This window comes from Ralstonia sp. NFACC01 (assembly GCF_900115545.1).
In the GTDB taxonomy this organism is placed as follows: domain Bacteria; phylum Pseudomonadota; class Gammaproteobacteria; order Burkholderiales; family Burkholderiaceae; genus Ralstonia; species Ralstonia mojiangensis.
Genome location: NZ_FOWV01000004.1, coordinates 397,125 through 410,761 on the forward strand (window position 1 = coordinate 397,125; position 13,637 = coordinate 410,761).

Here is a 13,637-nt window from a genome sequence, read left to right on the forward strand (position 1 = left end):
ATGGTTGTTTGCCGGACCGGCCGTTCATCCGATGAGCGGCACCATGGACCATCAGCTTCATCACGCAAGCAGCACCGTTGCAGCAAGCAGTCCCCATGCAGCCCGACACACGATGCTTGAGGACATCTACGGCATGGCCGTCGGCATGATGTTTATCGTGACGGGGGTGGTGCTGCTCAGCGCGGCCGGACTCGTGACCGGTGGCATTGCGGGGATCGCGTTGCTCGTGTCGTATGTCGCGCCGCTGTCGGTCGGCACCATTTTCACGTTGGTCAACGTGCCGTTTTTCGTGTTCGCCTATTTCGTGATGGGCCCTCGTTTTGCCATCAAGTCGACGCTGGCCAGTTGTGGCATCACCCTCCTGCTTGCGGTGACGCGGCAGGCCTTACACATCGATTTTGAGAGCCCGCTGTTTGCAGCCGTGGTGGGCGGAACGCTCAACGGCATGGGGGTGTTGGCGCTCGCCCGGCATGGCTCCGGCGTGGGCGGCACGGGCGTTCTGACTCTCTGGCTGCAGCGCACGCGGGGGATCAATGCGGGGATCGTGCAGGTGGCCATCGATTCGATGATTCTGCTGACATCGCTCCTGGTGATCCCGACTGGCCGCGTGGGGTGGTCGGCACTGAGCGCAGTCGCCATGAGCGCGATGGTGATCGCATGGCACCGCCCGGGTCGATATAACGTCGTGGTGCGGTAGCGCCTTTCGGGGCCTCACCGGCGAAAGCGTCAGCATCAACGTTGGGATTGCCGATCCCTCAGGCGTTGCTGGTGACGTCCTCATCGGCATCGTCCGGGCCGGGTTGCGGCCCCGGGTCCATATCGGCAGGCACCGGCAGGTCGGTCGGGCGCACCGGGGCACGGCCGCCCACCTGATGCAGGCGGCGCAGCTGGTAGACATAGGCGAGCACTTCGGCCACGGCGGCGTAGAGCGCTTCGGGAATCTGGTGGCCGATCTCGGTATGGCGGTACAGCGCACGCGCCAGCGGGGGCGCTTCCAGAATGGGAATCTTGTGCTCCGTCCCCAGCTCGCGAATCTTGGCGGCCACCATGTCGGCGCCCTTGGCCAGTACGCGCGGCGCGCCGCCTTCCTTCTCGGAATAGCGCAGCGCCACGGCGTAGTGCGTCGGGTTGGTGACGATCACGTCGGCCTTGGGCACGTCGGCCATCATGCGGCGCTGGGCGGCCTGGCGCTGCAGGTTGCGGATGCGGCCCTTGACGTGCGGATCGCCTTCGGACTCGCGGTGCTCCTTGCGCACTTCTTCCTTGGTCATACGGTGTTTGCGCGCGTATTGCCACAACGACAGCGGCACATCCACGGCCGCCACCAGCATCATCACCGCTGCCATGCAGAGGAAGGCCACGCCGGCCACGTGCAAGGTGTCGCGCATGGCCACGCCCAGGTCCTGCTGCGGGAGTTCGATCAGGTCACCCCGGTAATACCGGACCAGCAACCAGCCCACACCGGCAATCAAAAACAGCTTGATCAGCAGGCGGGGCAGCTCCATCAGCCCCTCCAGCGAGAACATGCGCGTCAGGCCCTGTAGCTTGAACAGGCGCGAAATATCGGGGGCCAGCGGCTTGAACGAAATGGCCCCGCGCGTGAGCGCCAGCGGCGACAGCGCGGCAATCACCAGCATCAGCATCAGCCCCCCCAGCGCCATGGCCAGCGGCATAAACTGGCCCGTGACGTAGTTCCACTGGTCCTGCCCGCTGGTGTAGTTGTAGCGGTGGAACTCCAGGCAGCGCGCCAGAAACGACGACGCAGCCCGCACAATCGAGTCACCCATCACCCACAAACCGCCCGCGGACACTGCCGTCAGGGCGAACGAAGCCAGTTCCCGTGATCTGGGAACGTCGCCTTCCTCGCGCGCCTGCTCGAGGCGCCTCGGAGAGGCTGGTTCGGTTTTTTCGAGATCGCTGTCGTCGGACATGCCGGGATGCGAGGGGTGTAGGGGGTGGAATGAACAGCATCGGCCCCATGGCCGACCCCTGCATTATTCCGGCACCCCCGTCTGGTCGAAGCGTGGAAAAAGCCGCCCCGGAGCGGGTTTTTCGATGAAATGGCGCTGGCTGCGGCGCAAACGCCGTCCATTCAGAGCTGACGTGGGGTTCGCAATGGCGCGGCAACGGCCTGCCGACCGGGAAGACGCCTGTCCGTCATATCGACCTGCGGAAAACTTCGTCGCCTTATGCAGGGGGCGTCCATAGCATGACCCCTTCTCCAAACCAGAATGCAGAACGGACCAACCGTCATGTCACCCGATCGAGCCAACTCCCCTGCCTTGCCCTTGCGCCAGCGCATGCTGGCGGCCCTGCTCGCCACCGCCCTTGCCACACTCGGTGCGTGCGGCAGCGATTCGCCGCCCGGCACGTCCACGGCCGGTACCGACAACAGCACACCGGACACACCGGCCCGCAAGCCGAACATCCTGTACATCATGGCCGACGACCTCGGCTATTCCGACATCCACGCCATGGGCGGCGAGATCGACACGCCCAACCTCGACGCGCTGGTGCAGTCGGGCCGGCTGCTGACCAACCACCACGCGGGCACCGTCTGCGCCATCACGCGCGCGATGCTCATCTCGGGCACCGACCACCACCTGGTGGGCGAAGGCACCATGGGCGCGCCCAACGATGAGCGTGCCGGCCTGCCAGGCTACGAGGGCTATCTGAACGACCGGTCGCTGTCGGTCGCGCAACTGCTCAAGGACGGCGGTTATCACACCTACATGGCCGGCAAATGGCATCTGGGCAACGGCATTGCGGGCAGCGCCGCCAACCTCGGCAAGACGCCGGACCAGTGGGGTTTCGAGCGCTCGTATGCGCTGCTGCCGGGTGCGGCCAGCAACCACTTCGGCCATGAAAACGCCAACGCCAAGAACTACACGGAAGACGGCGCCTATGTGCAACCGGGCCAGCCGGGGCAACCGGGCGGCGCGGGCGGCAGCCCGGCGGTGTTCTATTCGACGGATTTCTACACGCAGAAGCTGATCAGCTACATCGACTCGCACAAGGGCGACGGCAAGCCGTTCTTTGCCTATGCGGCCTACACGTCGCCGCACTGGCCGCTGCAGGTGCCGGACCCGTGGCTGCACAAATATGCCGGCCGCTATGACGCGGGCTACGACGTCATCCGCGATGCGCGCATCGCGCGTCAGAAGGCGCTGGGCATCATTCCGGCCGATTTCACGCCGTTTGCCGGGCTGCCCGGCACGACCACGCGTTCGGCCGCATCGCCCAACAACGGCACCGCCAATGCGCGCTACATCAACGCCAACCACGGCCCTGCGCAGGGCTATACCGACTACGGCCCCGGCTACGTCAACAAGAAGTGGAGCGACCTCACGCCGCTGGAGCGCAAGGCGCAGGCGCGCTACATGGAGATCTACGCCGGCATGGTCGAAAACCTCGACTACAACATCGGCCTGTTGATCCAGCACCTGAAAGACATTGGCGAGTACGACAACACATTCATCATGTTCCAGTCGGACAACGGCGCTGAAGGCTGGCCGATCGACTCCGGCGCCGACCCGAAGGCCACCGATGAAGCCAACGCCACCGACCCGGTCTACTCCAGGCTCGGCACCGATAACGGCCTAGCCAACGCGCAGCGCCTGCAATACGGCCTGCGCTGGGCCGAGGTGAGCGCCACGCCGTTCAACCTTGTCAAGGGCCATGCGGCCGAAGGCGGTGTCTCGGTGCCAGCCATCGTGCGCCTGCCGGGCCAGACCCAGGCGCTGCCGCCCGTCACGCGCTTCACGCATGTGACCGACAACACCGCCACCTTCCTGGCCGTGGCCGGCATTGCGCCACCCAGCACACCCGCGCAGCCGGCCGTGGACGGCAACGGTGTCGACCAGAACAAGGGCAAGGTGCAATACGGCGGCCGCGCGGTGTATCCGGTGACGGGCGTGTCGCTGCTGGCGTCGATCCGGCAACCTGCCGACGCAGGGCCCATCCACACGCAGCCCTTTGGCGACGAGTCGTACGGCCGCGCCTACCTGCGCAGCGCCGACGGCCGCTGGAAGGCGCTGTGGACCGAACCGCCGCTGGGTGCGGCCGACGGCCACTGGCAGCTCTTCGACATTGCCAGCGACCGTGGCGAGACCAACGATGTCTCTGCGCAGCACCCTGACGTGGCCGCCACGCTGTACCAGCAATGGCAGGACTACATGCGCAGCGTTGGCGGTGTGGAGCCGCTGCGCCCGCGCGGGTTCTACTGATGGGCGCCGTGGTACAGCAGCGCAGGTACCGGCGCGTGCGCTGGGTGTTGGCAGGTGCGGCGCTGGCCGCGGTGGCGACCGTGGCGTTGCACCCGGCCGGCGGCAACATGGCGGCCCGCGCTGCGAACGTGGTCACCGCGCACAGCGCCCCACGCCTGCCGCTGGGCACCACCGACGCCTGCGCACGCTACGCCGGGTTGCCGCCCGGCTGGCGGCAGGACACGCGGGCCGGCATGGTGCACATGAGCAGCGGCAGCTTCACCTTTGGCACCACGCTCGGCTACCCGGACGAACGCCCCGCGCAGCGTGGTGGCACCGCCGCCCAGACGCGCGTGCGCGGCTTCTGGATCGACCAGACGGAGGTGAGCAACGCGCAGTTTGCCGCCTTCGTGGCCGCCACCGGCTATGTGACCGACGCCGAGCGCCAGGGCGGCGCGGTGGTGTTTCACGTGCCGGATTCGGCAGAGATGCAGACACGCCCCTATGCATGGTGGCGCTGGGTCAAGGGCGCGGACTGGCGCCACCCGACAGGCGCCGACAGCAAGCTTGCCGATGCCGACAACCAGCCCGTGACACGCGTCACCCAGGCCGATGCACTGGCCTACGCCCGCTGGCTGGGCCACGACCTGCCGACGGAAGCGGAGTGGGAATACGCCGGCAAGGCCGGCCGAGACGGAGCCGATCTTGAGAAAGCCCCGCGCGATGGCAGCGGCAAACCCGGCGCCAATTACTGGCAGGGCATTTTTCCCGTGCTGGACACCGCAGAGGACGGCCGCGCCGGCATCGGCCCGGTCGGCTGCTATGCCGCCAACGACTTTGCGCTGTACGACATGATCGGCAACGTATGGGAATGGACGCGCGACGCCTATACCGGCCCGCACCAGTCGCACGCCAATGGCGACACGAGCGCCGTGGCAGCGCTCGACCAACCGCAACGCCTTGGTCAGAACAACAGCCAGCCGAATCGGCCGGTGGTGATCAAGGGCGGCTCGTTCCTGTGCTCGCCGGATTTTTGCGTGCGCTACCGGGCCTCTGCACGCGAGGCGCAGGAAGCCGATCTGCCAGCCGCGCACATCGGGTTCCGGACCATCCTGCGGGATTGAAGGCAGCGGTATTTGCGGGATTTGCCGTATTCAGCGGGTAAAACAAAGACAAAACGGGCGTTGCGCACATCGTCGCAACGCCCGTTTTGTTGTGTCCAGCGCGGGGTTCAGAACCCGAGGCTTTCCAGCAGGTCGTCGACCTGTTCCTGGTTCGCAACCACATCCGGATGGTCCGGATTGATCTGCGGGCCGTTGAGCAGCGTCGTCGCAACTTGCGCGGCTTCCACGCGCAGGTGTTCCGGCGCGTTGTCGAGCAGGATGCCCACGAGCTGGCTTTCGATCAGCTGAACCACGTCCAGCACCTTCTTGATCACCTGGCCGGTCAAGTCCTGGAAGTCCTGCGCCATCAGGATTTCCATGAGCTGCTGGTTCGTGTCGCGGGTCTTTTCCGGAACGCTGCGCAGGAAACCGTTGGTCTGGCCGACGAGTGCACGAATCTCTTCGTCGCCCAGTTGGCGGTCCATCCACGACTGCCAGCGATTGACCAGCGCCTCGGCGTCGGACTCCAGTGCATCTTGCACGGGGCGCGCCGCGTCAATGGCGTTGAGCACGCGGGTGGCCGCCTGCTCGGTCATGTTGGCGATGTAGTTCAGGCGGTCGCGTGCGTCGGGAATGGCCGAGGCGGCCTTCTCGACGCCCTTGTCCAGGCCCAGCTCGCGCATGCTTTCGCGCAGCATGCGAGTGAGGTGGCCGATGCGCTGGAGCATTTCCGGCATGTCACCGTGGTCTGCGCCTTCTGCGGCAGGAGCCTGGGCGCCATCGTGCATCTCGCTCATTACGCCCCCTTTTCGAGCTTCTCGAAAATCTTGCCCAGCTTTTCGTCCAACGTGGCAGCCGTGAAGGGCTTGACCACGTAGCCGTTAGCACCTGCCTGGGCAGCGGCGATGATGTTTTCCTTCTTGGCCTCGGCCGTCACCATCAGCACCGGCAGCTTGCTGATGGCGGTGTTGGCGTCCGCACGGATGCTCTGCAGCATCTGCAGGCCATCCATGTTGGGCATGTTCCAGTCCGAGATCACGAAATCGAACCGGCCTTCCTTGACCTTGGCCAGGCCGGCGGCGCCGTCTTCGGCCTCGTCGACGTTGGCAAAACCGAGTTCCTTGAGCAGGTTACGCACGATCCGGCGCATCGTCGGGAAATCGTCGACGACGAGGAATCGGTACTGGCTCTTGTCCATGGACACAATCTCCGCAAACTAACTGAATTGGGGGGTTTCGGGCTTCCTTGGCAATCTTATCGGCGCCTGGGGCCGATTCTTGAGCGCTGGAATAGTTTGGGGCGCCTGACTGCTGCGCCCCGCAACCAATGTACCCGCAAAGTGCAGCGTTAAACCCGCGTCACGCGGCCATGGGCCGACAGCTTGGCCAGCACATGCGGGCCGATCTGCGACAGCGGCAGAACTTCGTGCACGCCGCCGTGGGCAACCGCCTCTTTCGGCATGCCGTAGACCACGCACGACGCCTCGTCCTGGGCGACGTTGTAGGCACCCGCGTTGCGCATTTCCAGCATGCCGACCGCGCCGTCCTTGCCCATGCCGGTGAGGATGACGCCCAGGGCGTTGGCCCCGGCGTTGCGCGCGGCGGAGCGGAACAGCACATCCACCGCCGGGCGATGGCGGTTGACCGGCGGGCCCTGATCCAGCTCGGTGACGTAGTTGGCGCCGCTGCGGCCCAGCGACAGGTGCATGTCGCCCGGGGCAATGTAGGCGTGGCCGGGCAGCACACGCTCGCCGTGCACGGCTTCTTTCACGCGGATGCGGCACAGGCCGTCCAGCCGCTTGGCGAACGACGTGGTGAAACCCGCCGGCATGTGCTGCACGATCAGGATGCCGGGGCAATCGGGCGGCATTTCCAGCAGGAAATCCTTGATGGCCTCGGTGCCGCCGGTGGAAGCGCCCACGATGATGAGCTTTTCCGTCGACGAGAAATGGGTACGCGCGGGTGCCGGCGCAGCGGCTGCGTGCTCCGCGCGAACGTGTGCGCCGGGTGCCGATGCCGATGCCGATACCGAGCCGGCCGCTGCAACCGGTGCGGCAGCGCGCGGACGCAGCTTTGCCCGGGCCGCCGCGCGGATCTTGTCGGCAATCTGGTCTGCGTATTCGTTCATGCCGTCGCGCATGCCCAGCTTGGGCTTGGCGACAAAATCCACCGCGCCCAGCTCCAGCGCGCGCAGCGTGGCTTCAGAACCGCGCTCAGTCAGCGAAGAGATCATGACCACCGGCGTCGGGCGCAGGCGCATGAGCTTTTCCAGGAAGTCGAGGCCGTCCATCTTCGGCATTTCGACGTCCAGCGTGAGCACGTCCGGATTGGTCTGCTTGATGAGGTCGCGCGCGATGATCGGATCGGGCGCCACACCCACCACTTCCATGTCCGGCTGGCTGTTGATGATCTCCTTCAGGATGCTGCGGATCAGTGCGGAATCGTCGATGCACAGCACCTGAATCTTGCGTTTGTCGTTCATGTTCGGGAGCAAGTCTTCTGAATGTTGAGACCGTTGCAAAACGAAGCGAAGCGGTTCTGATGGATCAGCGCCGGCGCAGACAGTACAAGTCGTACGGCAAGGCGGCGCTGGGCCGTCAGAATCGTTTTTCAGCGGTCTCCTAAGTGAATAGTTGCAGGCGCGAGGCTGGCTTCGTCGTGATGGACTTCGACAGCTTGCTGGCGTATTGCGCCTCGCTGTCCAGCTCGGCCGCCGAGTTCTGGGAGCGCAGCTTGCGCACCATGATCTGGCCGGTGGACGGTACGAAATACACCTTGCGCGGGTGTACGTCAAAGAGGTCTTTTGCGGCCACCGTCAGGCCTTCGTTGCGCAGGAATTCGAGGACGAACTTGCCGTTGCGCTCGCCCACGTCAAGCGTGCTCATGCCGGCCAGCACGGCCGCACCGCCAAATACCTTGATCTCAAGGCGCTCGCGCTTGGCACCTGCCTTGTAGAGCTGGTTGAGCAGCACTTCCATGGCGTGCGTGCCGTAGCGCATGGAGGGCGAGAGGATCGACTCCCCCTCGTTGCGCGAGGGCAGCATGAAGTGGTTCATGCCGCCAATACCGAGGGTCTTGTCGCGCACGCAAGCGGAGACGCACGAGCCGAGCACCGTGACCAGCATCAGGTCTTCGGTGGTGACGGAATACTCGCCGGGCAGCACTTTCATGGCGCGGCGGCCGAAGGTGGTGTCGTAGTACGCGTGGGTGCTGGCGGCCGATTGCGCGAGCGTGGCCATGGCGCCAGCGCTCATGCCGCTGCTCATACCGCTATCGCTGCGCACGGTGTCCGTGGCCGATTGCGGCGTCGCGCGTTTGCCGAATTCGATCATCGTGCCCCCATCTTGGCCCGCAGTTCGGGCGCGATTTCGTACACGGTCTTGCCGCGCAGCGACCACGCCTTGGTGACCTGCAGGAAGCTCTCCGAATGGCCGGCAAACAGCAGGCCATCGGGTTTCATCACGTCGATGAAATGCTCAAGAATCTTGGCCTGCGTGGGCTTGTCGAAGTAGATCATCACGTTGCGGCAGAAGATCACGTCGAACTTCTGCTGCAGCGGCCAATCGCGGTCGAGCAGGTTGATCTGGCGGAAATCAATCATGGCCTGCAGCTCGGGCCGCACGCGGGCGTAGCCCTCCTGCTTGCCGGTGCCGCGCAGGAAATACTTCTTCAGGCGCTCGGGCGACAGGGCCGCGACACGCTCCATCGGGTAGATGCCGGCACGGGCACGGGCCAGCGCGTTGGTATCCACATCAGAGGCAACCACGCTCACCTGGCTCGGCGACATCGAACCAAAGGCTTCGGCCAGCGTGATGGCGATCGAGTACGGCTCTTCGCCCGTCGACGATGCCGAGCACCACACGGTGAACGGCGTGCGTTTGGCCTTGGCGTGCTCGTGCAGGATGGGGAAGTGATGCTGCTCGCGGAAGAACGCGGTCAGGTTGGTGGTCAGTGCGTTGGTAAAGGCTTCCCACTCATCAGGCAGGTGGCCTTTTTCCAGCGCATCCAGGTAATCGCGGAACGAGCCGAGGTTGACCACGCGCAGGCGGCGGGCCAAGCGGCTGTAGACCATTTCACTCTTGCGATCGGACAGCGAAATACCGACGCGGCGGTAGATCAGGTCGCGGATGCGGCCGAAATCTTCGGCGGTGAATGAAAACTCGCGCGACGCGAGCGTCGGCGAAACTGGCGCCAAGTTTTGTGCTGCCATGGATAACTAACCCCGTGTTTGGCGAGTCTTGATGCCCGCTTTCAGTCGTTGGCGGGCACCGTTACCGCAGGCCGCGCCAAGTTTGCTGTTGGCGAGGCTGGCGTCAGAAGGTGCTCCAATCATCTTCATCGGCAGAACCCGAGGCCAGCTTGAGGGTCGGGGCGGCGACGGCCTCGGAAACGGCTGCCGCAGCCACGGCGGCAGCCAGCGGTGCAACCGCCGCATGTGCATCCAGAGGCGCTTTTTCTGCTTGCGCGGCGGCGGGAGCCTGCTCCGGGGCAGCCTCGGGCATCGCTGCGGGCTTGGCCGCTTTGCGCGACGCCAAGGCGCGCGCCACGGAAGGCACCACTTCGGTCTTTTCCGGGCGGGCCTCGCTGCGGACGGCCGGTGCCGAAACAGCAGTCGGCGCCGCCACGGCCAGCTCGGCCGAAGCATCGGTGCGGAACGTCGCCACGGCATTGCGCAGCAGTTGCGCCTGCTCTTCCAGCGACAGGGCGGCAGCGGCGGCTTGCTCCACCAGCGCGGCGTTCTGCTGCGTGACCTCGTCCATCTGGTTCACGGCCTGGTTGACCTGCTCGATGCCAGAGCTTTGCTCGTCCGACGCGGCGGAAATCTCGCCCATGATGTCGGTCACCCGGCGCACGGCCACCACCACTTCTTCGATCACCGAGCCAGCTTCAGCCACCAGGGCCGATCCGTTGCGCACACGGCCAACCGAATCGCCGATCAGCTCCTTGATCTCCTTGGCCGCCGTGGCCGAGCGTTGCGCCAGGCTGCGCACCTCGCCCGCCACGACCGCAAAGCCACGGCCCTGCTCGCCCGCGCGCGCGGCTTCCACCGCGGCATTCAGGGCGAGGATATTGGTCTGGAAGGCAATGCCCTCGATCACGCCGATGATGTCCGCAATTTTCTTGCTGCTGGCGTTGATGCCGGCCATCGTTTCCACCACGCGGCCCACCACTTCACCGCCCTTGACGGCGATGTCCGACGCGCTGCCCGCCAGTTGGCTGGCCTGGCGTGCGTTGTCGGCGTTCTGCTTCACGATGCTGGTGAGTTCTTCCATGCTGGAGGCAGTCTCCTCCAGCGACGATGCCTGCTCTTCCGTGCGCTGTGACAGATCGGCATTGCCGGCAGCGATCTGCTTGGTGGCGCTGGCGATGGAGTCAGCCGAGCTCTTGATATTGGTGATCGTGCCGGTCAGTTGCTGCTGCATCTGCGCCATGGCGAAAAGCATGCTGTGTTGGTCGCCGGGGCGGGTCTGCACGTGCACGGCCAGGTCGCCGGCGGCAATGCGGCGGGCAATCTCGGCCGCGTACGAGGGCTCGCCACCCAACTGGCGCGACAGCCGGCGGGCAATGACCAGCCCCAGCACGATGCCGAGCAGCGCACCCGCGCAGGCCATCACCATCATCACAAGACGCGAGCGGTGTGCGTCGTCGCGGGCTTTGACGGTGGATGCGGCGGAGACTTCCTCCACACGCTTGACCATCTTGTCGAGCGTTTTCTCAAACGCCGCGGTGTCGTCCAGCAGGCCGACGTTTTCAGCCGTGACGCGGCTGTCGAACTGGGTCGGGTCCAGGCCCTGCTTGTCCATCAACGCCACGAAGTCGGTCATGCGCTTGCCCCAGACGGGGTAGATCGCATCGACTTCGCGGATCATCTTCTTGCCTTCGTCCGACGTGAACAGCGGGCGCACGTTCTCCACACCGTCTTTCAGGTGCTGCATGCTGTCAGCAATCTGCGTACTGAGCGTCTTGCGCTCAGTGAGCGTGGTGGCAATCAGCAGCGCCGTCTGCGCACGGCTGGCATGTGCCAGGCTGTTGGCCGCGCTGCCCATCTGCGTGATGGCGCGCATCTGCTTTTGCGCCAGCTCTTCGCTCGCTTTGGTCAACTGCGTGATCGTGTAGATGCCCAACCCGCCAATGGCCGCACCCATGGCAGCCACGATCAGGAAACCACCGGTGAGTACCGTGGACACCGGCAAACGCTTGATCCAACCCATGTTGTCTACCTCTTCCTGTTTTTATATGCCCCCTAACCGCTATCGGCCTGCGGGGGACGGCTCTTTAGAACCGCCATGGGGTCATGCCACTTCAGAGGGGGGTCACCCCGGCTTCAGCAGGCACTAGCCCAGGCAAAAAAAAACCTGCCCCGGAGGGCAGGCTGCACACCACAAACACACACGAGAGAGCTTTCGCGAGCAGCGAAGATCCCGTGCATACATGGTCAAAAGGTCTCCCAGTCGCTATCGTCGCCGCCTGCGGCAACGAGCTTGGGTACGGGCAACTTGGGCGCTGACGCAGCCGCTTTGGTCACGGCAGCGGCGGCGGTGCGCTCGCGTTGTTGTTCTTTGGCGGAGGCCGGGGCTGCGGTTGCAGCGGCGGTCTTCGCGGTGGGTTCAGGAGTGGTGCGTGCTGCAGCCTTCGGCTTAGCTGCACGGTGCGGCAGGGCCTTGGCTTTGGGCGCCGGCCTGGCAGGCACACGTGCGGCCACCGGCACCGTAGGCACTGCGTTTGCCTGTGCAGCGCCTGGCGTCCGGAACGCCGCCACAGCCTGGCGCAGCCCGCCGGCCTGCTCCTGCAGGGACATGGCGGCGGCAGCGGCTTGCTCCACCAGCGCGGCGTTCTGCTGCGTGCCTTCGTCCATCTGCGTGACGGCCTGGTTGATCTGCTCGATGCCCGCGCTTTGTTCGTCCGACGCCGAGCTGATTTCGCCCATGATGTCAGTCACGCGCTTCACGGCAACGACCACCTCGTCGATCACGCTCCCCGCTTCCGCCACCAGCGTGGAGCCGTTTTCAACGCGGCCAACCGAATCGCTGATGAGTTCCTTGATCTCCTTGGCCGCCGTGGCCGAGCGTTGCGCCAGGCTGCGCACCTCGCCCGCCACCACGGCAAAACCGCGGCCCTGCTCGCCTGCGCGGGCAGCTTCCACTGCGGCATTCAGGGCGAGGATGTTGGTCTGGAAGGCAATGCCTTCGATCACGCCGATGATGTCGGCGATCTTCTTGCTGCTGTCGTTGATGCCGGCCATGGTGTCCACCACGCGGCCCACCACTTCACCACCCTTGACGGCGATGTCCGAGGCGTTGCCCGCAAGCTGGCTGGCCTGGCGTGCGTTGTCGGCGTTCTGGCGCACGATGCTCGTCAGCTCTTCCACGCTCGACGCGGTTTCTTCCAGCGCGGAAGCCTGCTGCTCCGTGCGTTGCGAAAGGTCGGCATTGCCGGCGGCAATCTGCTGCGTCGCGCTGGCAATCGAGTCGGAGCCCGAACGCACCTGCCCCACCATCTTCTGCAGGCTTTCCTGCATGCGTTGCAGTGCCTGCAGGAGGCGGCCGGTTTCGTCGGCGCGGTCCACCAGAATGGTGTGCGTGAGGTCGCCCTGCGTGATGTGCTCGGCTTGTTCGATGGCGCGCATCAGCGGCACTGTGATCGAGCGGCGCAGTGCCCACGTCAGGAGCCCGCCCACCAGAATGCCGCCCAGCAGCAGGCCGGCGGTGAGCGCGGTGAGATTGTGGTGCTCGGCCTGGCTGGCTTCGTAGCTGGCTTTGGCCGCGTCCATCTGCAGGCGGTTGAGTGCCGTGACCTTGTCGCCCAGGGGGCGATACAGCGCGGGCATGACGTCCATGACCGTCTTGTTGATGCGCGCTTCGTCGTGCGCTTGCACGGCTTGCATCAACACCTGCGCGCCGTCACGCACGAAGATGTCGCGCTGGCCCTGGGCCTCGTCGGCCAGCTTGCGTTCATCTGCCGTGGTGGGCAGCGCGCGGTAGCGCTTCCAGGCGGCGTCGGACTTCTCGAGGAACATCTTGGCGCGCTCGATCGTCTTTTCCATGCCGGGCGCGTTGGGCGCCATGGCTGCGCGATCGAGCACGATGCGAAAGCTCAGGAGGTTGGAATCGGATTCGGCCAATGCCACGGTACCCGCCAGTTGCACGGCATAGCCGTCCTGCACGCGGGTGTTGGCGTGTCGCATGCCGATCAGGCCCGTCACGCCCACGATAACGGCGAGCACACCAATGCCCGCCATCATCAGCCCCAAACGGAGCCGGATGGTCATTTTGCTGAACATGCTTCCCTCCCCTAACGGCGCCGCACCAATTGTTACGGTGTCTTGTCGC

Annotated in this window: 11 protein-coding genes; 3 read left to right on the top strand and 8 right to left on the bottom strand. The window is 65.3% G+C overall.

Features of this window, described 5'->3' with window-relative positions; translation table 11 throughout:
- Positions 1-43 precede the first annotated feature (43 nt).
- On the top strand, positions 44-697 hold the full coding sequence (locus BM136_RS12835) for a YitT family protein (RefSeq protein ID WP_092972323.1): 654 nt from the start codon (positions 44-46) through the stop codon (positions 695-697).
- 58 nt (positions 698-755) lie between these two features.
- Here BM136_RS12835 and flhB read toward each other — a convergent pair whose 3' ends face one another.
- A complete protein-coding gene (gene flhB, locus BM136_RS12840) occupies positions 756-1,931 on the bottom strand; it encodes a flagellar biosynthesis protein FlhB (RefSeq protein ID WP_092972195.1) in 1,176 nt (391 codons plus the stop codon).
- A gap of 321 nt (positions 1,932-2,252) precedes the next feature.
- Between flhB and BM136_RS12845 the strand changes: the two genes are divergently transcribed.
- A complete protein-coding gene (locus BM136_RS12845; RefSeq protein ID WP_092972196.1) occupies positions 2,253-4,226 on the top strand; it encodes an arylsulfatase in 1,974 nt (657 codons plus the stop codon).
- Positions 4,227-4,333: 107 nt separating this feature from the next.
- On the top strand, positions 4,334-5,329 hold the full coding sequence (locus BM136_RS12850) for a formylglycine-generating enzyme family protein (RefSeq protein ID WP_175537134.1): 996 nt from the start codon (positions 4,334-4,336) through the stop codon (positions 5,327-5,329).
- Between the two features lie 107 nt (positions 5,330-5,436).
- On the opposite strand, the gene cheZ is transcribed toward BM136_RS12850, so the two are convergent.
- The 7 genes from cheZ to BM136_RS12885 all read right to left on the bottom strand — a co-directional run bounded on the left by cheZ (position 5,437) and on the right by BM136_RS12885 (position 13,588).
- Positions 5,437-6,105, bottom strand: a complete 669-nt coding sequence (gene cheZ / locus BM136_RS12855) for a protein phosphatase CheZ (RefSeq protein ID WP_092972198.1) — start codon at positions 6,103-6,105, stop codon at positions 5,437-5,439.
- Positions 6,105-6,506 carry a chemotaxis response regulator CheY gene (gene cheY, locus BM136_RS12860; protein ID WP_004627759.1) on the bottom strand — a complete coding sequence of 134 codons (402 nt, stop codon included), beginning with the start codon at positions 6,504-6,506 and terminating at the stop codon, positions 6,105-6,107. The genes cheZ and cheY overlap by 1 nt, the downstream gene beginning before the upstream one ends.
- 149 nt (positions 6,507-6,655) lie before the next feature.
- Positions 6,656-7,789 (bottom strand): protein-glutamate methylesterase/protein-glutamine glutaminase, encoded by a 1,134-nt coding sequence (locus tag BM136_RS12865; RefSeq protein ID WP_092972199.1) that lies wholly within the window; start codon positions 7,787-7,789, stop codon positions 6,656-6,658.
- Between the two features lie 139 nt (positions 7,790-7,928).
- Positions 7,929-8,546: a chemoreceptor glutamine deamidase CheD gene (gene cheD / locus BM136_RS12870; RefSeq protein ID WP_175537135.1), complete on the bottom strand. Its 618-nt coding sequence runs from the start codon at positions 8,544-8,546 to the stop codon at positions 7,929-7,931.
- Positions 8,547-8,635: 89 nt separating this feature from the next.
- The gene (locus BM136_RS12875; RefSeq protein WP_024978415.1) at positions 8,636-9,517 is read right to left on the bottom strand and encodes a CheR family methyltransferase; all 882 of its coding nucleotides are present in this window, start codon (positions 9,515-9,517) and stop codon (positions 8,636-8,638) included.
- 103 nt (positions 9,518-9,620) lie between these two features.
- On the bottom strand, positions 9,621-11,519 hold the full coding sequence (locus BM136_RS12880) for a methyl-accepting chemotaxis protein (RefSeq protein ID WP_092972201.1): 1,899 nt from the start codon (positions 11,517-11,519) through the stop codon (positions 9,621-9,623).
- A gap of 224 nt (positions 11,520-11,743) precedes the next feature.
- Complete coding sequence (locus tag BM136_RS12885) at positions 11,744-13,588, bottom strand: methyl-accepting chemotaxis protein (protein ID WP_092972202.1); 1,845 nt, start codon at positions 13,586-13,588, stop codon at positions 11,744-11,746.
- Positions 13,589-13,637: the final 49 nt, after the last annotated feature.